Raw genomic sequence first — 17,388 nt, 5'->3', positions numbered from 1 at the left:
GGCCGGGGTGGCGCCTGTGCGGCGCCGAGAAGCGCAGGGTGGCCGGCCCGCGCGCGCAGCGCGCTTGGTCATCTGATTGGCGGCAGCTGTTTGAGCGGAGCGGCCGAAGGGCGCGCAGCGAGTTCTGCCGCCGGGCCGGACGCCCGAGCATCGCAGGGAACCCCTCGCGCAGCGAGGGGCGCCGCACCGAAGCCACCCCGGCCACCGCCACCGCCCTGACACGCCCGAAGCGGCCAGCGCACAAGCCGCTCAATCCCCCGTCGGCGACAACCGGAACTGCTGCACCGCCTTCAAGCCGCTCAGGCTGCGCGCCAGCACCGCGAGTTGCTCGGGCTTGCGCGTGCGCACCATCATCCGGTACTCGAAGGCATCGCCGTCTTCGAGCCGGTAGCTCAGGTTGGCGATCGAGAAGCCGTGCTCGGTGAGCAGTTGCCGCAGCTCGGCTTCGAGCATGGCCTGCTCGCGGCCGAAGCGCACGTTGAGCTGCGCATAGATGTGCGTGGGCAGGCGCTGCTCGATGCGGTGGAACACCACCAGCACCCCGAGCGTGAGCACCGTGGCGAGCACGCCCGCGAAGTAAAAGCCCACGCCCATCAGCACGCCGATGGCCGCCGTCACCCAGATCGAGGCCGCGGTGGTCAGGCCGCGCACCGACAGGCCCTCTTTGAAGATCACGCCGGCGCCCAGGAAACCGATGCCGGTCATGATGCCCTGCGCCATGCGCGTCGGGTCCATGGTCACCTGGCCCTTGGCGGCTTCGCCGCCGAACCAGTAGCCCTGGTACACCGTCACCAGCATCAGCAGGCTCGACGCCAGGCACACCAGCGTGTGCGTGCGAAAGCCCGCGGGGCGGCCGTGGTAGCTGCGCTCCAGGCCGATCAGGCCGCCCGCCACCATCGCACTCAGCAGGTGCACGGCCACTTCGAGGTACAGGGGGTTCATGTTCATCCTTTGCCCAGGGGCGGTCGACCGAACAGGCCCGAGGCATTGCTCACGGGCCCGAGTTCAGCGGCAGCCGCCAGCAAGGACGGTGCCAGGGCCTGCATGGCCGCAGGCCCCAGGCGCGAGCGCGGGCCCGCGATGCTGATCACGCCGATGCACTGCTGGCGCCGCAGCACCGGCGCGGCCATGGCGCACATGCCCGGCGCAAACACCTCGTCGATCATGGCGTAGCCGCGCACGCGCGCGGCGTGCAGAAAGCCCAGCAGGGCCTTGATGGTGGTGGGCGCCTTGGGGCCGAAGTCGCGCGTGCTGCCATAGCCCTGGCGCGCCACCAGCGCCACCGCGCGCTCGTCGCTCAGCGTGGCCAGCCACGCATGGCCCGAGGCCGAGCACGACAGCCACACGTCCGCGCCCATGTCGGGGTCGTAGCGCACGCCCTGCTGGCGCTCGCCCTGGGCCTTGGCCACGAAGGTCAGGCGGTCGTCGTCCACGATCGAGAGCCGCACCAGTTCGCCCGATTGCTGCGCGAGCCGCTCGAGCAGGGGGCCCGCAATGTCGACCAGCCCGCCGTGACTCAGGTAGCCCAGGCCGATCGACACCACCTTGGTGGTGAGCTGGTAGTCGCCCTGCTTGCGCTTCTGCCGCACGTAGCCGCGGTGCTGCAGATCCGATAGCAGGCGGTGGCAGGCGCTCAGGGGAATGTCGAGCTCTTCGGCCATCAGCGCGAGCGGCAGGCCGTCGGGGTGGCGGGCCAGGTGTTCGAGCAGCGAGAGGCCGCGGTCCAGGGCGAGGTTCATTTTTCGTATATCGAAAAGAGTTTCCAGTTCGGAAAGTGTTTCCTGCGGCGACCCAAAAATCGCCCCCATCATGAAGCCAAGCGTCCACATCCTCAATGGCCCCAACCTCAACCTGTTGGGCATCCGCGAGCCGCACCTCTACGGCCACACCACGCTCGCGCAGGTGGAGCAGCGCTGCACCGCGCTTGCGGCCGAACTCGGGCTGGGCTGCGTGTTCCGGCAATCGAACCACGAGGGCGTGCTGGTCGACTGGGTACAGGAAGCGCGCGCCGCGGGCGCGGCCGTGGTGATCAACCCCGCGGGCCTGTCGTTTCGCTCCATCCCGCTGCTGGACGCGCTCAAGACGCTGGACCTGCCCGTGGTCGAGGTGCACATCACCAACCTGCACCGCCGCGAGCCGATGTACCAGCAGTCGGTGACGGCCATCGGCGCCACGGGCGTGATCTGCGGCCTGGGCCCGATCGGCTACGAGCTCGCGCTGCACGCCATTGCACAGCGCCTGCGCGAAGCCGCGCCCGCCGCTTGACGATACAAGGCCGCCCCGTTTTTCTGTTCCCCCACCACAACCACACGGAGACACCCACCATGAAGCCTGCTGTCATCGATCGCCGCACCGCCCTGTGCGTGGGCGCCGGCCTGGCCGCCGCCGCGCTGGTGCCGGGCCTGGCCCGCGCCCAGACCAAACTGCGCTTTGCCGCGGTGTTTTCCGACACCGACATCCGCGCCGAGATGATCAAGCGCCTGAGCGCCGACATCGCGCCCGATCACGTCATCGAGCCGCACCTCAACGCCACGCTGTTCCGCCAGGGCACCGAGCTGGTGGCGCTGCAGCGCGACAACCTCGAGATGGGCAACATCGCGCCGCAGGACATCGCCAAGCAGGTGCCGGCGTGGTCGGTGCTGACCTCGGCCTACCTGTTCCGCGACGCCAACCACCTCTCGGCCTTCTTCGCGAGCGATCTGGGCGCGCAGATGAAGAAGCAGGTGGAAGACCAGCTGCGCGTGAAGATCCTCGGGCCGACCTTCTTCGGCACGCGCCACGTGGGCCTGCGCGGCAAGAAGAAGGTCAATGTGCCGGCCGACCTCGCCGGCGTGAAGCTGCGCATGCCCGCGGGCGACGCCTGGCAGCTGCTGGGCCGCTCGCTCGGCGCCAATCCCACGCCGCTGGCCTATGCCGAGACCTACACCGGCCTGCAGACCGGCACCGTGGACGGCCAGGACAACCCGCTGCCCAACGTGCAGAACATGAAGTTCTACGAGGTCATGGGACAGGTGGTGCTGACCTCGCACCTGGTGAGCTTCGACCTGCTCACGCTCAACCTCAAGACCTGGCAGGCCATGCCGGCCGACAAGCAGCGCGCCTTCCAGGCCGCGGCCGACAAGGCCATGGCCTGGAGCGCGGGCGAGCACGTCAAGCGCGAGGCCGAGCTGGCCGAGGGCCTGCGCCGCCAGGGGCTGGACGTGTACACGCCCAACATCGCGGCTTTCCGTGAGCACGCGCAGAAAATCTACCTGGCCTCCGACGAGGCCAAGGCCTGGGCGCCGGGCGTGCTCGACAAGATCGCGGCGATCAAGTGAAGGCCATTGCGCTGCTGGCGCGCGCGGCGGAGGCGGTTGCGGCCGCCCTGCTTGCGGTGATCTTCCTCGCCTTCATCCTACAGATCGCGCTGCGCTACCTGTTCGATCTGCCGGTGGGCTGGACCGCCGAGATCTCGCTCGTGGCCTGGCTGTGGCTGATCCTCTGGGGCGCGGCCTTCGTGCTGCGCGACGCCGAAGAGATCCGCATCGACCTGCTGCGCGCGCTGTTCGGCCGGCGCACGCAGCGCGTGCTGGCCTCGCTGGGCTCCATCGCCACGGTACTGCTGTTCGCGCTCGCGCTGCCCGCCACCTGGGACTACGTGAGCTTCATGAAGGTCGAGAAAACCTCGTACCTCAAGATCCCCTTCAACTGGCTGTACTCGGTCTACCTGCTGTTCGCGGTTGCGGTCATCGCGCGCCACCTGTGGCTGGTGTTCAACGCGCTGCGCGGACGCGACGCCGAGGCCTCGACCCACATAGGTTCGCTGTGAACCCCACCAGTCCCTTTTCGATGGCGCTGGCCGCCATCGTGCTGCTGAGCCTGCTCGGCGTGCCCATCGGCCAGGCCATGATCGGCGGCTCCATCCTGTACCTGTGGCTCAAGGGCATGGACATGGGCAGCGCGGCCGAGCAGTTGCTCAACAGCACGTATTCGAGCTACCTGCTGCTGGCCATTCCGCTGTTCATCCTGGCCGCCAGCCTCATGAGCTCGGGCAGCGTGCTCGACCGCCTGCTGCGCTGGTGCAACGCGCTGGTGGGGCGCTTCCCCGGCGGGCTGGCGCAGGTGAACGTGCTGCAGAGCGTGGTGTTCGCGAGCATGTCGGGCTCGGCGCTGGCCGACGCGGCGGGCTCGGGCAAGCTCATGCAGGCCATGATGACGCGCGACGGCCGCTACCCGCCGGCCTTCGCGGCGGCGCTCACCGCGGTGTCGGCGGTCATCGGGCCCATCCTGCCGCCGTCCATTCCGCTGGTGCTGTACGCGCTGGTGTCGGGCACCTCCATCGGCTACCTGTTCCTGGCCGGCGTGCTGCCCGGCCTGCTGCTGGGCGCGGTGCAGATGGCCCTGATCCACCACCAGGCGCGCACGCGCCGCTTTCCGGTGGAAGAGCCGACGCCCCTGCGCGAGCTGCCGCGCGTGACGCGCGCGGCCCTGCCCGCGCTGATGATGCCGGTGCTGCTGCTCGGCTGCCTCTACAGCGGCATCACCACGCCCACCGAGGCCGCGGGCGTGGCCGCCGCCTACGCGCTGCTGATCGCGGCCTTCTACTACCGCAGCCTGTCGCTGCGCGACGTGTACGAATCGCTGCAGCAGAGCGCGCGCACCAGCATCTCCATCGGCATCCTGATCGCGGGCGCTACGGTGTTCAACTTCGTGATCACCTCCGAGAACATCCCGGCCTCGCTGAGCACGCTGATGCGGGGGCTGGACCTGTCACCGGTGAGCTTCCTGCTGCTGGCCAATCTCTTGCTGCTGGTGCTGGGCGCCTTCCTCGAGGGCTCGACCATCATCCTGGTGATCCTGCCGGTGCTGCTGCCCACGGCCGTGGCGCTGGGCGTGGACCCGGTGCACTTCGGCGTGGTGGCGGTGCTCAACGTCATGATCGGCCTGGTCACGCCGCCTTATGGCCTGCTGCTGTTCATGATGACCAAGATCGCCGAGGTGCCCATGGGCGCGCTGGTGCGCGAGTGCCTGCCCTTCCTGGGCGTGATGCTCGTGGCCCTGGGCATCACCACCTTCTGGCCCGACTTCGTGCTCTGGCTGCCGCGCCTCGCGGGCTACACGGGCTGAAGCCTCAGGCCGTGCGCAGCCGCAGCTGACCGGGCAGCGGCAGCGAGCGCCGCAGCACGTCCTCGGCCAGCCAGAGCGCCGAGCGGCGCGCGCGCTCGCACACCATGGGCAGCGGCATCTGCTGGTAGTCGTCGTTGAAGACCTCGAAGCTGTGGTCGCCCACATAGCCCATGCGGTCCAGGGCCTGCACCAGTTCGATGATCTGCGGCGTGTGCACGCCCTCGCCCGGGAACACACGGTACGTGCGCGCCGTGGTCATGCGCTCCTCGAAGGTGCGCGCCTCCTGCCACAGGAAGTCCGAGAGCTGCACGAGAAAGATCTTGTCGGGGTCGATGTCGGCCAGCGCGTCGAGCGGGGTCTTGGCCGCGAGCATGTGGAAGGAGTCGAGACCGATGCCCAGGTTGGGGCAGTCGGCGCGGCAGACCACGTCCCAGGCGGTGGTGTATTCGTTCACCGTGCGGCCCCACGAAAGGCCTTCGTAGGCGATGCGAATGCCCAGCGGCAGCGCGAGCATCGCGAGCTTGCGCAGGTCGCGCGCGTGGTGGTCGAGGTCTTGCGAGGCGTGGGCCGAGGTGGACGAGCACACCAGCAGCACCTTGCTGCCGAGCGCGGCGCACATCTGCAACATGGTCTTGGCGATGTCGAGCTTGTACTCGTGCAGGTGGCCCGAGAGGCCCTCGAAATCGCGCAGCACCTGAAAGCCCGTGCCGCGCAGGCCGCTCTCGCGCACCTCGCGCACCGCGGCCTGCCAGCCCTCGGGGTGGCCCACGAGGTCGTTGGCCTTGAGCATTACCTGGCTGAAGCCCGCTTCGCGCATGGCCTGCAGCTTGGCCTTGAGCGGGCCCGCGAGCGTGATGGTGTCCATGCCGAAGCCGCGCACGGCTTCTTCGATGCTGCGGCTGTGGTTCATGGCTGTGCGGCGAGCGGGTCCTGCACCAGTTCGAACACCACGCTGCCCAGGTAGGCCTTGGTGATGGCGCCGCGCTGGCCCGAGTGCGCGGCCTCGGACTCGACGAATTCCACGCCGCGCGCGCGCAGCGTGCGCACCGCGGCGAGCACGTCGGGCACACCCAGGCCGATGCGCTGCCAGCTCTCGCGCTCGGCGTCGCCGTCGAGCGCGTCCACCGCGGGCTCCACCAGCTGCAGCAGGAAGCCGTTGGCGGGCTGCTGCGCGGGCACGCGCATGAGCTGGCCGGCGGGCATGATGCCGAAGCGCTGCTCGTCGGGAATGGGCGTGGCGCCCAGCAGGGTTTCGTAGAAGGCGGTCCAGTCGGGGCTGCGCGCCAGGCCGATGTACTGCACCAGGCCGAAGAAGCGCAGCGGGAACAGCGCGGGCGGCTGGCGCTCCACGCCGGGGATGGGCACGAAGTCGACGTCGTAGATGGAGAAGTCGCGCCAGCGGTCGATCAGGTGCAGGCGGCTGCCGCCCACGCCGTGGATCGCGGGGATGTTGAGCTCCATGGCCTCGGGGTGGGTGGGCACCTCCCAGCCGCCGCGCGAGAGCACGTACTCGCGCGCGGCGCGCGCGTCGCGCACGCGCAGGCCCACGGCGCCGATCACGGGCTGCGGACCGCCGTGGGCCGCGCCCAGCGCGTCCACCGGGTTGGCGTTCACCACGATGTTCAGGCCGCCCTGGCGGTACAGCAGCACCTCGCGCGAGCGGTGCCGCGCCACAGGCTGGAAGCCCATCATCTCAAGCACCTGGCCCAGGGCCTGGGGCTTGAGCGTGGTGTATTCGATGAACTCGATGCCGTCGAGGCCGATCGGGTTGTGCGCGTCGCTGTGCGAGGCCTGCAGCGGCTCACGGGCGGGGGCGGGGGCGGGGTCGAGCAGCCAGGCGCTCATTGGAAGGTCCTCCGTGCTGCGCACTGCGGGGCTGAGCGCCTTGGGAACGGCCCGGCGGCGCTCATGGTTTGTCCTCCTGCGGTTCGAGCCACGCGAGTTCGCGCAGGTGTTCGGCCGTGGTGGTGGGAAAGCCGAAGAAGTCGAGGTAGGCGGGGATCTGCTCGAACAGCATGTCCGAGCCCACCTGCACGCGGCAGCCGCGCGCCTGCGCGGCGCTCAGGAAGGCGGTCATGCGCTGGCGCATCACCACCTCGCCGACGAAGGTGCGCGGATCGAGGCGTTGCACGTCCACCGGCAGCGGGTCGCCGGGCTCCATGCCCAGCGGCGTGGCGTTGACCACCAGGTCGTGGCCCGCGGGGTCGCGCTCGCCGGTGCCCACCTGCAGCGCCGGGTACTCGGTGCGCAGGCGCGCGGCCAGGCCCGCCGCCGCGGCGGGGTTCACATCGAACAGCGCGAGCCGCTGCACGCCCGCGGCCGCGAGCGAGGCCGCGATGGCCGAGCCCACACCGCCGCTGCCCACCACCAGCGCCGAGGCGCCGGCGAGCACCAGGCCCTTGCGCAGCAGGCCGCGCACGAAGCCTTCGCCATCGAACATGTCGCCCACCAGGCGGCCCCCGGCGTCGCGCCGCACCGCGTTGCAGGCGCCGGCCACGCGCGCGGTGGGCGACACCGTGTCGAGCAGCGCCATCACGCTCACCTTCAGCGGCATGGTGATGAGCGCGCCGCGCACGTTGTCGAGACCGAACAACGCGGGCAGCAGCCCCGGCAGCGCCGGACCGCGGCAGGCCATGGGCACCACCACGGCGTTGATGTTCGCGGCCGCGAAGTACGGGTTGTAGATCAGCGGCGCCTTGAAGCTGTGCGTGGGGTAGCCCAGGTGCACGATCAACTCGGTGTGGCCGTCGATGCGGCCCGCCGCGGGCAGGCGAGCGTTCATGCGGGGCTTACTTGCGCAGTTTGTCGAGCTCGGCCATGAGCGACTGCACCGTGGCCTCGCCCACCGCGGCCGAATGCTTGGCGATCACGGGCTTCATCTTGTCGCGCAGCTTGGCCACCTCGGCCGGCGGCAGCTCGGTGACCTGCATGCCGGCCTTCTTGAGCTGATCGAGGATGCCCGCGGCCGCCGCGCGCGACTGCTCGCGCTGGTACTTGATGGACTCGTTGGCCGCGTCCTGCAGCAGCTTCTTCTCGTCGGCCGACAGGCCGTCCCAGAACTTCTTGCTCACCACGATGGACTGCGGGTTGTACTGGTGGCTCGTGAGCGCCAGGTGCTTCTGCACCTCGTAGAGCTTGGCGCCGTTGATGGTGGCCACGGGGTTCTCCTGGCCGTCCACCGCCTTTTGCTCCAGCGCGGCGTAGAGCTCGGGGAAAGGCAGCGGCGTGGGGTTGGCGCCCAGCGCGTTCACCCAGTCGATGTTGATCGGGTTGGGGATCACGCGCAGCTTCAGGCCCGCGATGTCTTCGACCTTGGTGATGGGGCGCTTGCTGTTGGAGATGTGGCGAAAGCCCAGTTCGTAGTAGCCCAGGCCCACCAGGCCTTTCTCTTCGAGCTTGGCGTGCAGCGACTTGCCGAAGGCGCCGTCGACCACGGCGTCGGCCTCGCGCGCGTTGGCGAACAGGAAGGGAAAGTCGTAGACCGCGAACTCCTTGACCAGGCTCGCGAAGATGCCCGAGTTCATCGAGGCCATCTCGATCGAGCCGCCCTGCAGCGCCGACACGTTGGCCTGGTCGCTGCCCAGGGCGCCGCCCGGGAACACCGTGACCTTGATCTTGCCGCCCGATTTCGCGTCCACGATCTCGGCGAACTTGTCCATGCCCATCACGATGGGATGGCCCTTGGCGTTCTGGTTCACGAACTTGATGTTGCGGCTCTGCGCGTGCGCGCTGCCGGCCAGGCCGATGGCGGCCAGGGCCAGCGCGGCGATCGTGGTCTTGAGGAAGTGGCGTTTCATGGGTCGTCTCCAGGGGTGGTCGGTGATGGCCGGTTCAGCCGTAGAACCAGCGGGCGGGCACGGTGATGAGCGAGGGGAACAGCACGAACAGGAACATGAGCGCGAACTGCACCGCCATGAAGGGCCAAACACCCTTGGTGACCGCGTCCATGCTCACCTTGCCCACGCCGGCCACGGTGCTGAGCACCGTGCCCACGGGCGGGGTGATGAGGCCGATGGCGTTGTTGATCATGAACAGCACGCCGAAGTACACCGGATCGATGCCCGCCGCCTTCACCAGCGGCATGAACACCGGCGTGAGGATCAGGATGGTGGGCGTCATGTCCATGGCCGTGCCCACCAGCATGGTGATGACCATGATCGCGATCAGCAGCAGCGTGGGGCTGTCGAGCAGCGGCTGCAGCAGCGCGATGAGCTCGCCGGGCAGGTTGGCCACGGTGATCATCCAGGCCGAGACCATGGCGGCAGCCACCAGGAACATCACGACCGCGGTGGTCTGCGCCGCGCTGAGGAAGACCTCGCCCAGTTGCGGAATCTTGAGCTCGCGGTAGACGAACAGCGAAATGATCAGCGCGTACACGGCGGCCACCACGGCGGCCTCGGTGGGCGTGAACACGCCGAACTTCAGCCCCACCACCACGATCACCGGCAGGCCCAGCGCCAGCAGCGCGTCCTTGAGCGCGGCGCGCACCTCGGCCAGGCTGGCGCGCGGCGTGGCCTCGATCTTGTCGTGGCGCACCAGCCACCACCAGGTGAGCCACAGCGCCGCGCCCAGCATGATGCCCGGCGCGATGCCGGCCATGAACAGGCGCGAGATCGACACGTTGGCCGCGACGCCGAAGATCACGAAGCCGATGCTGGGCGGAATGATGGGCGCGAGGATGGACGCCGCCGACAGCAGGCCGGCCGAGCGCGCGGGGTTGTAGCCGGCGCGCTTCATCATGGGCAGCAGCAGCGCCGACAGCGCGGCCGCGTCGGCCACGGCCGAGCCCGAGAGCGCGGCCATCATCACCGCGGCCATGATGCCCACGTAGCCCAGGCCGCCGCGCACGTGGCCCACGAGCGTGATGGCCAGGTTCACGATGCGCCGCGACAGGCCGCCCGCGTTCATGATCTCGCCCGCGAGCATGAAGAAGGGCACGGCCAGCAGCGGGAAGCTGTTGGCGCCCTCGATCACGTTCTGCGCCAGGATCTGCGGATCGAACATGTTCAGGTGCCACATCAGGGCCACGCCCGAGACCAGCAGCGAGAACGCGATGGGCACGCCCAGGGCCATGGCCCCGAGCAGTGCCACCAGAAAGATGGTGATGGTCATGGCCGCTCCTGCGCCGTGGGCTGGTCTTCCGACTCGCGCACGCCGATGAGTTCAGAGGGATGCAGGCGGCCGGTGAGCAGGCGCCACAGGTTGTTGAGCAGCACCACGGTCGCCAGCACCGAGAACACCACGCCCGAGGCGTAGAGCCCGGCCACCGGCACCTCCATGGCCGCGCTGGTGGTGCCCAGGTTGATCACGGTCTGCGCCCAGGCGCCCTGCACCATGAGCACGCTGATGAACAGCATGAGCAGGTGCGCGAGGATGAAGCAGACCTTCTGGCCCGCGGGCTTGAGCGCGGCGAGCAGCATGTCGGTGCCCAGGTGCGCGCGGCGGTGCAGGCCCACCACCGCACCCAGGAAGGTCATCCAGACGAAGAGCCAGCGCGAGAGCTCTTCCGACACGGTGATGCCGGCATTGAAGCCGTAACGCAGCACCACGTTGCCGAACACCATGCAGACCATGAGCGCCATGCAGGCCACCATGAGCCAGCTGAAGGCGCGGCAGAGGGCATCGATGAGTTTGTCGATCACGGGATTCGTCTCCTGTGATCGATTTTGTACGAACTGGTTAGTTTTCTATGCGCGGGTAAACCCTAGGACCTTCCACTAGGGTTTTCGCACGAAGCGCACCACCATCTCCACCACGTTCTCGCGCCGCTGGGCGATGTAGGCGGGCGAGAGCAGGTCGAGCTTGAAGATCAGCCCGAAGGTGTGGCGGTTGGAGACGTTGAAGAAGCTCAGCGCCGAGATCGAGGCGTGGATGTCCACCGGGTCCAGGCCCTTGCGGAACACGCCGCTCTTGACGCCGCGTTCGTAGAGCCGCTTGATCGCCGCGATCGCGGGCACGTTGAGCTCCTGGATGCGCGGGCTCTGCGCGAGGAACTCGCCGCGGTTGATGTTCTCGGCCATCACGAGGCGGATGTAGCTCTCGTGGTGCAGGTGGTGGTCGAAGGTGAAGGCCACCAGGCGGCGCAGCGCGTCTTCGGGCTCGAGGTCTTCGAGGTGCAGCTCGCCCTCGACTTCGCGCACGCGCCGGTAGGCCTCTTCGAGCACCGCGAGGTACAGGCCCTCCTTGCTGCCGAAGTAGTAATAGATCATGCGCTTGGAGGTCTGCGTGGCCTCGGCGATCTCGTCGATGCGCGCGCCCGCAAGCCCCTTCTCGCCGAACTCGATCTCGGCGACCTCGAGGATGTTGGCCTGGGTGCGTTCCGGGTCATTGGTGCGACCCGTGCGGCCCGTGCCGCCGGTGCTGCGCGCCGCCGCCTTGGGCGCGCGGGCGGGCGTGGGGCGTTTGCGATGTACCGGTTCGTTCATTTGGCCAGTATAGGACGCGCCACCGCCCCACCGGCCGTTCGCTCAGCCGTTGGAGATCTCGGGCTGCACCAGCTTCGCGAGCTGTTCGAGCGATTCCTGCCAGCCCAGGTAGCACATCTCGGTGGGGATGGCCTCGGGAATGCCTTCCTGCACCACCTCGAGCGCGGTGCCGCAGGACACGGCCTTGAAGCTCACCGTCACCTGCATCTGGCCCGGCAGATTGGGGTCGTCGAAGCGGTCGGTGTAGCGCAGCCGCTCGCCGGGCACGAACTCCAGGTACTCGCCGCCGAAGGCGTGCGTGTGGCCGGTGCCGAAGTTGGTGAAGGACATGCGGTGGCTGCCGCCGGCGCGCGCGTCCATGTGGTGCACCTCGGCCGTGAAGCCATAGGGCGGCAGCCAGCGGCACAGGGCCGCAGGTTCGACGAAAGCGCGGAACACGCGCTGCGGCGGCGCGGTGAGCACACGGTGGAGGCGGACGGTTCCGGTGGGCATGGCGGTTCTCCTGGGGGTCTGAAGGGATCGGGCGATGGCCATTGTGGCCATGCCCCTGACGACGATTCGGTCTCGCCGCGATGGACAGCCGTTCATCAGATCGCGCTGCACGGCGCCTCGCTGGCCGACTGCGTTGCGGCGCTCGAGCGCGGCGACCGCCAGGCCGTGGCCGATCTCATGCTCGACTCGGCGCGCAGGCTGCAGGCCGCGGGCGCGGCTTTCCGGGTCTGCCCCGACAACACCATCCACGAGGCCATGCCGCTGGTGCGGCCGGGCGACGCCGAGCGCGACGAGCTCGGCCGGCTCACCATGGACGAGCTGGTGATGGGCGTGTTCCGGCACGCGCTGGCGCAGGCGCGCTGAGCGCGGGCCGCGGGCTCAGCGGCCCAGCCGGCAGGCGTCGCCGCTCGCGGGCCGCTCCACCTGCACCCATTGCACCGTCCAGCGCGGGTCGGCCATGTGGTCGAACACAAAGCGGCACAGGTTCTCGAGCGTGGGCCGGCCCAGGCCGGGCACCTCGTCGAGCAGGTGGTGGTCGAGCCGCTCGCGCACGCTGGCGATCGCCGCGCGCAGCAGCGCGAGGTCGACCACCATGCCGGCGTCGAGCGGGCCGGCCGGGCCCACGGCCACGGTGGCGTGGTAGGTGTGGCCGTGCACGCGCCGGCTCGGCGCGCTGTCGTGGGCGCGCTCCAGCGTGTGCGCGGCGTCGAAGAAGAAGCGCTGGCTCAGCTCGATGGACATGGCCGGCCTCACCGGATGCCCAGCAGCTTGTGCAGTTGCACGCTCAGGCGCCAGCGCGGATCGCGCAGGCACAGCGCGCGCGCCAGCCGCAGGTGCACCGCCTGCAGCGGCCCGTCCATGGCCTGCACCAAGTGGTGGTCGAAGGGCAGTTGCACCAGAGCGTCGAGGTCCAGGCCCACCTGGGGCACCACCACCTTGAGTTCGTCGCCACTGCGCTGCAGCAGCTCGCTGCCGTGCTTGGGGCTCACGCAGAGCCAGTCGATGCCGCGCGGCGCGCGCACCGTGCCATTGGTTTCCACGGCGATCTCCAGGCCCTGGGCGTGCAGCGCGTCGATCAGCGGCCGGTCGACCTGCAGCAGCGGCTCGCCGCCTGTGAGCACCACCAGCGGCTGGCCCGATGTCGCGGGCCACTGCGCCTTCACGGCCTCGGCCAACAGCCGCGCGCTGCCGAAACGCCCGCCGCCGGTGCCGTCGACCCCGACGAAATCGGTGTCGCAGAAACGGCAGATGGCCCGGGCCCGGTCGGCCTCGCGGCCCGACCACAGGTTGCAGCCCGCGAAGCGGCAGAACACGGCGGGCCGCCCCGCGTTCATGCCCTCGCCTTGCAGGGTATAGAAAATTTCCTTGACGCTGTAGGCCATGCGAGCCGCCCTCCCGGAGCAAAACCGGCAGTCTCCGCATTGGGCAAGGCCGATACCCCCCACCCGTTCCCCCAGGCCGGCGTTCCGGCGAACGCAGCGATCGCGGTCGGCACACCTCAACCATTTCCGTTTCAGCAACAGTGCGTTGCCGGTGCGGTGGTTTTTCGATATCCGGGTAAACCCTAAAGTTGAGCCCATGCCAGACACACGACGGCATCTGACAGACCTCCACTTCAAGCCGTTCCGCCGTCACCCCTTCAAAGGAATCACCATGAAAACCGCCCGCATCGCCCTCCCCCTCGCCATCGCCCTGACCGCCGGCGCCGCTTTCGCCGAAGGCCCGATCGAAGGCAATGAAGTCTTCAACTTCCAGTCGCAACTGACCCGCGCCGAAGTGCAAGCGCAAGTCGCCCCGGCCTACAAGGCCGACGTGATCGCCCGCGGCGAAGCCAGCCCCGCCCAGGCGCAAGCCACCGTGGTGGCCAGCGGCCTGAGCCGCGCGCAGGTGCAGGCCGAAGCCGCCGAGGCCTACCGCCTGGGCCTGGTCGCCCAGGGCGAGATCCTGCCGGTGCCCACCGCCGCGCAAGCCGAGCAGATCCGCATCGCCGGCCAGAACGCCGTGACCAGCCAGTCGGCCGCCAGCGCTTCGCAAGTGCGCGCCAACTGAGCGTTGCCAGACAGACCCGGTTCAGCGCCGGGTCGCCCCCGCGAAAGGCCCTCAGGGGCCTTTTGTTTTGGGCGCTGGTTTCGCTCAGCCCGCCGGCCCCATGTCGAGCAGATGGCCGCCGAGGCAGCCGTAGCGCGCCTGCGCGCGCTCGACCAGCCAGCCGCCCGTGAAGGCCGAAAACGCGGGCAGCACGAGCTGGCCATCGACCCGCACGAAGGCCGGAAAGCGCCCGCGCAGCCCGGGCACGCGCACCACCGGGTGCACGTGGCCGCACACGGCGAGCCGCGGTTCGCCGCCGGCGGCCGCCGGTGGCTCGGGCGGTTCGGGCGCGTGGCGGAACACGAAGGGGCCGTCGATCACCTGCCCCGGGTGCAGCGCAATGCCCAGGTCGGCGCGTGCGGCCGAGCGGTCGTGGTTGCCTTCGACCAGCGCGATGTGCAGCTGCGCGTGCTGCGCGCGAAAGCGCAGCCAGTCGTCGCGCCAGCGCGCGTCGGGCCGGGCCCCGTGCAGCAGGTCGCCGAGCACCCACAGTTCCTGCGCGCCCGTGGCCGCGAGCAGCGCGGCCAGGCGGTCGAGGTCGTGGCGCGTGCCGCCCGCGGGCAACGCAATGCCGGCGGCGCGGAAGGCGTCGTCCTTGCCCAGGTGCACGTCGGCCACCAGCAGGCGCCGGCGCGCCGGCCACGACAGCGCGCGGTCGGCGTGCAGCCGCAGGGTTTCGCCCGCCAGGCTGAAGTCCAGCGCATCAAGCACGGCGGCGCCCCCGCGCGGGCGCGGGCCCGCCCTGCTGCAACTGCTCGGCGGCGCGCCGCACCCGGGCCGACCAGTCTTCGGTGCTGAGTTCGCCGCGGACCGTCTCGGCCCAGAGGGGAAACGACAGCGGCGTGAGCTGGGCCGGCGCCCGCAGCACGGTGCGGCGCCCGGCGCATCGCTGCAGGGTGGCCTGCAAGGCCACCACGTCCATCTGGGCCTCGAACACCTCGCGCTCGGCCTGGGCCAGCAGCACGTGGTCCGGGTCGTGGCGGCGCAGCACGTCGAACAGCAGCCCGCTCGAGGCCTGCAACTGCCGCAGGCTGCGCGGCGCGCCGCCCGGCAGCGACGGCACCAGCATGCCCGCCACGCGCGCGATCTCGCGGAACTGGCGCCGCGCCATCTCGCTGAGGTTGAGCGCCTCGCGCAGGTCGGCCATCAGGCCTTCGGGCGTGAGCAGGCGGCGCAGCAGGGCCTCGTCCACCGGCACACGCTGCTGGGCCTGCAGCACGAAGCCGTAGTCGTTCACCGCGAACAGGAAGGTGTTGGGCGTGGCGCGGCCCCAGCGCAGGGCGCACAGCGCGGCCATGCCCTCGTGCACCGCCCGGCCCGCGAACGGGTACACGAACAGCAGCCCGCCCGCGCTGCCGCGCGCGGGCAGCTCTTCCACCAGCAGCGTCTCGGGCGAGGGCACGGCCGAGACGCTGGCCTGCAGGTCGAGCAGCGGACCGAGCGCGCGCAATTCGGCCGTGTCGCGCGGGCCGGCCAGCGCCGCCTGCACCGCCTCGCCCAGTTCGGTGGACAGCGGCATGCGGCCTCCCTGCCAGCGCGGCACGCTGGCCCCGGCGCGGCTGGCCGCGGCCTTGCGCACGTGGGCCGTCATGCCGTCGACCGACACCAGCTCGAGCGTGCGCCCGGCGAACTGGAAACGATCGCGCGGGCGCAGCCGGCTGATGAAGCTTTCTTCCACCGACCCCAGCGAGGCGCCGCTGAGGTAGCGCACGTTCACCGCACCGTCGGCGGTGATGGTGCCGATGGACAGGCGGTGGCGCAGCGCCACGCGGCGGTCGGTCACGCGGTGCACGCCGTCGGCGTCGACCACGACGCGGTGGAAATCGGGGTAGTTGGCCAGCGCCTGGCCGCCGCGCTCGATGAAGGCCAGCACCGCCTGCCACTGCAGCGGACCGAGCGCCGCGAACGCATGGGTGCCGCGCACCTCGTCGAACAGCGCGTCGGCCCGGAAGCCGCCGCCGAGCGCGAGCGTGACGCAGTGCTGCGCGAGCACGTCGAGCGAGAGCCGCAAGGGGTGGCGCGACTCGATCTGGCCCTCGGCGATGGCCTGTCGCGCGGCCGCGTACTCGGCCAGTTCGAGCACGTGCGTGGGCACGCAGTGCACCGTGCTCGCGGCGCCCGGACGGTGGTGCGCGCGGCCGGCGCGCTGCAGCAGCCGCGCCATGCCCTTGGGGCTGCCGATCTGCAGCACCAGGTCCACGCTCGGAAAGTCCACCCCGAGGTCCAGGCTGGACGTGGCCACCACGCAGCGCACGCGGCCGTCGCGCAGGCCCTGCTCGGCCTCGTGGCGCAGCGCGGCGTCGAGCGAGCCATGGTGCAGCGCGAGCGTCTCGGGTGGTTCGAGCCAGATCGAGGCCAGCGCGCGGTGCCAGAGCTCGGCCTGCGCGCGGGTGTTGGTGAAGACGATGGCGGTGCGCGCCTGCGAAAGCAGCTCCACCACCCGCCCGAGCTGCGACAGGCCCAGGTGCCCGGCCCAGGGAAAGCGCTCGCCCGCCTCGGGCAGCAGGGTTTTGAGCACCACGGGGCGCGGCCGCGCGCTGTTCACGATGGGCGCGCCGGGCCGGTGCGGCAGCAGCACGTCGCGCGCTTCTTCGAGGTTGCCCAGCGTGGCCGACAGGCCCCAGGTGGGGGCCGCGGGCGCGATCGCGCGCAGCCGCGCCAGGCACAGCTGCAGCAGCACGCCGCGCTTGTTGCCCAGCAACTCGTGCCATTCGTCCACCACCACGCCGCGCAGGCCCGCGAAGCGCGCCGCGGTGTCGGGGTACGAGAGAAGCAGCGCGAGCGATTCGGGCGTGATCACCAGCACCTCGGCCAGGCCTTCGCGCGCCAGGCGCCGGTCGCGCGAGCCCGCGTCGCCGGTACGCCGGGCCACGGTCCAGCCCAGGCCGAGCGCGTCGATGGGCCGTTGCAGCGCCTGCGCGGTGTCGCTGGCGAGCGCGCGCAGCGGCGTGACCCAGAGCAGGCGCAGCCGCGGCGCGCCTTGGGGCGCGGCACCGGCCGCGGGCCCTTCGCGCAGGGCGTCGATCAACACGCCGCCCAAGGCGGCCAGGGTCTTGCCGCTGCCCGTGGGCGTGACCAGCAGGCCCGATTCGCCGCGCGCCCAGTGCCGCCACACCGCGCGCTGAAAGGGCGCGGGCGTCCAGCCCTGGTCGGTGAACCAGCGCGCAAAGCGGGCGGTGGCGGCGGCGATGGAGGGGCGGCGGGGGGCGTTCAAGGCGGGCGCGGCACGGGGCAGGCGCGCAGTATGGTCGCGCCCCGCCCGGCCGGCGCGCCCGGG

20 protein-coding genes are annotated in these 17,388 nt (G+C 70.5%); 6 read left to right on the top strand and 14 right to left on the bottom strand.

The genetic code is table 11. The features are described 5' to 3' along the window. Positions 1–249: 249 nt before the first annotated feature. Positions 250–942 (bottom strand): MgtC/SapB family protein, encoded by a 693-nt coding sequence (locus G9Q37_RS20060; protein ID WP_166230105.1) that lies wholly within the window; start codon positions 940–942, stop codon positions 250–252. A 2-nt stretch (positions 943–944) separates the two neighbouring features. Further along, the gene (locus G9Q37_RS20055; RefSeq protein ID WP_166230103.1) at positions 945–1,739 is read right to left on the bottom strand and encodes an IclR family transcriptional regulator; all 795 of its coding nucleotides are present in this window, start codon (positions 1,737–1,739) and stop codon (positions 945–947) included. Between the two features lie 70 nt (positions 1,740–1,809). On the opposite strand from G9Q37_RS20055, the gene G9Q37_RS20050 reads away from it, so the two are divergent. Genes G9Q37_RS20050 through G9Q37_RS20035 form a run of 4 tightly spaced genes read left to right on the top strand, consistent with a single transcriptional unit; the run spans position 1,810 to position 5,106 of the window. Further along, on the top strand, positions 1,810–2,265 hold the full coding sequence (locus G9Q37_RS20050; protein ID WP_166230101.1) for a type II 3-dehydroquinate dehydratase: 456 nt from the start codon (positions 1,810–1,812) through the stop codon (positions 2,263–2,265). A gap of 59 nt (positions 2,266–2,324) precedes the next feature. After that, the gene (dctP, locus tag G9Q37_RS20045) at positions 2,325–3,317 is read left to right on the top strand and encodes a TRAP transporter substrate-binding protein DctP (RefSeq protein ID WP_166230099.1); all 993 of its coding nucleotides are present in this window, start codon (positions 2,325–2,327) and stop codon (positions 3,315–3,317) included. Continuing rightward, the gene (locus G9Q37_RS20040) at positions 3,314–3,808 is read left to right on the top strand and encodes a TRAP transporter small permease (RefSeq protein WP_240936443.1); all 495 of its coding nucleotides are present in this window, start codon (positions 3,314–3,316) and stop codon (positions 3,806–3,808) included. The genes dctP and G9Q37_RS20040 overlap by 4 nt, the downstream gene beginning before the upstream one ends. Continuing rightward, positions 3,805–5,106: a TRAP transporter large permease gene (locus tag G9Q37_RS20035; RefSeq protein WP_166230097.1), complete on the top strand. Its 1,302-nt coding sequence runs from the start codon at positions 3,805–3,807 to the stop codon at positions 5,104–5,106. The genes G9Q37_RS20040 and G9Q37_RS20035 overlap by 4 nt, the downstream gene beginning before the upstream one ends. Before the next feature lie 4 nt (positions 5,107–5,110). Here the strand turns inward: G9Q37_RS20035 and G9Q37_RS20030 are convergent, their stop codons facing one another. The 8 genes from G9Q37_RS20030 to G9Q37_RS19995 all read right to left on the bottom strand — a co-directional run bounded on the left by G9Q37_RS20030 (position 5,111) and on the right by G9Q37_RS19995 (position 12,023). Further along, complete coding sequence (locus G9Q37_RS20030) at positions 5,111–6,016, bottom strand: sugar phosphate isomerase/epimerase family protein (protein WP_166230095.1); 906 nt, start codon at positions 6,014–6,016, stop codon at positions 5,111–5,113. Continuing rightward, positions 6,013–6,951: a VOC family protein gene (locus G9Q37_RS20025; protein WP_166230093.1), complete on the bottom strand. Its 939-nt coding sequence runs from the start codon at positions 6,949–6,951 to the stop codon at positions 6,013–6,015. The genes G9Q37_RS20030 and G9Q37_RS20025 overlap by 4 nt, the downstream gene beginning before the upstream one ends. A 61-nt stretch (positions 6,952–7,012) precedes the next feature. After that, a complete protein-coding gene (locus tag G9Q37_RS20020; protein ID WP_166230091.1) occupies positions 7,013–7,888 on the bottom strand; it encodes a shikimate dehydrogenase family protein in 876 nt (291 codons plus the stop codon). A gap of 7 nt (positions 7,889–7,895) precedes the next feature. After that, positions 7,896–8,903, bottom strand: a complete 1,008-nt coding sequence (locus G9Q37_RS20015; RefSeq protein WP_166230089.1) for a TRAP transporter substrate-binding protein — start codon at positions 8,901–8,903, stop codon at positions 7,896–7,898. Between the two features lie 34 nt (positions 8,904–8,937). After that, a complete protein-coding gene (locus G9Q37_RS20010; protein WP_166230088.1) occupies positions 8,938–10,218 on the bottom strand; it encodes a TRAP transporter large permease subunit in 1,281 nt (426 codons plus the stop codon). After that, a complete protein-coding gene (locus G9Q37_RS20005; protein ID WP_240936442.1) occupies positions 10,215–10,748 on the bottom strand; it encodes a TRAP transporter small permease in 534 nt (177 codons plus the stop codon). The genes G9Q37_RS20010 and G9Q37_RS20005 overlap by 4 nt, the downstream gene beginning before the upstream one ends. A gap of 75 nt (positions 10,749–10,823) precedes the next feature. After that, positions 10,824–11,531: a TetR/AcrR family transcriptional regulator gene (locus G9Q37_RS20000; protein WP_166230086.1), complete on the bottom strand. Its 708-nt coding sequence runs from the start codon at positions 11,529–11,531 to the stop codon at positions 10,824–10,826. 42 nt (positions 11,532–11,573) lie between these two features. Further along, positions 11,574–12,023 carry an SRPBCC family protein gene (locus G9Q37_RS19995; protein ID WP_166230085.1) on the bottom strand — a complete coding sequence of 150 codons (450 nt, stop codon included), beginning with the start codon at positions 12,021–12,023 and terminating at the stop codon, positions 11,574–11,576. Between the two features lie 165 nt (positions 12,024–12,188). Between G9Q37_RS19995 and G9Q37_RS19990 the strand changes: the two genes are divergently transcribed. Then, the gene (locus G9Q37_RS19990) at positions 12,189–12,386 is read left to right on the top strand and encodes a hypothetical protein (RefSeq protein WP_166230083.1); all 198 of its coding nucleotides are present in this window, start codon (positions 12,189–12,191) and stop codon (positions 12,384–12,386) included. A gap of 15 nt (positions 12,387–12,401) precedes the next feature. On the opposite strand, the gene G9Q37_RS19985 is transcribed toward G9Q37_RS19990, so the two are convergent. Both G9Q37_RS19985 and queE read right to left on the bottom strand, forming a co-directional pair. After that, positions 12,402–12,764 carry a 6-carboxytetrahydropterin synthase gene (locus G9Q37_RS19985; protein ID WP_166230081.1) on the bottom strand — a complete coding sequence of 121 codons (363 nt, stop codon included), beginning with the start codon at positions 12,762–12,764 and terminating at the stop codon, positions 12,402–12,404. Positions 12,765–12,772: 8 nt separating this feature from the next. Continuing rightward, positions 12,773–13,405 carry a 7-carboxy-7-deazaguanine synthase gene (gene queE / locus G9Q37_RS19980; protein ID WP_166230079.1) on the bottom strand — a complete coding sequence of 211 codons (633 nt, stop codon included), beginning with the start codon at positions 13,403–13,405 and terminating at the stop codon, positions 12,773–12,775. Between the two features lie 271 nt (positions 13,406–13,676). On the opposite strand from queE, the gene G9Q37_RS19975 reads away from it, so the two are divergent. Next, positions 13,677–14,072, top strand: a complete 396-nt coding sequence (locus G9Q37_RS19975) for a DUF4148 domain-containing protein (RefSeq protein WP_166230077.1) — start codon at positions 13,677–13,679, stop codon at positions 14,070–14,072. 84 nt (positions 14,073–14,156) lie between these two features. On the opposite strand, the gene pdeM is transcribed toward G9Q37_RS19975, so the two are convergent. Together pdeM and G9Q37_RS19965 are read right to left on the bottom strand one after the other, a co-directional pair. Further along, a complete protein-coding gene (gene pdeM / locus G9Q37_RS19970) occupies positions 14,157–14,822 on the bottom strand; it encodes a ligase-associated DNA damage response endonuclease PdeM (RefSeq protein ID WP_166230075.1) in 666 nt (221 codons plus the stop codon). Next, positions 14,815–17,325, bottom strand: coding sequence for a ligase-associated DNA damage response DEXH box helicase (locus tag G9Q37_RS19965; RefSeq protein WP_240936441.1), 2,511 nt, complete (start codon positions 17,323–17,325; stop codon positions 14,815–14,817). The genes pdeM and G9Q37_RS19965 overlap by 8 nt, the downstream gene beginning before the upstream one ends. Positions 17,326–17,388 lie beyond the last annotated feature (63 nt).

This window comes from Hydrogenophaga crocea (assembly GCF_011388215.1).
Taxonomy (GTDB): domain Bacteria; phylum Pseudomonadota; class Gammaproteobacteria; order Burkholderiales; family Burkholderiaceae_C; genus Hydrogenophaga; species Hydrogenophaga crocea.
The sequence above is the reverse complement of the archived record's forward strand: the minus strand, read 5'-3'. Positions and strand labels throughout refer to the sequence as shown.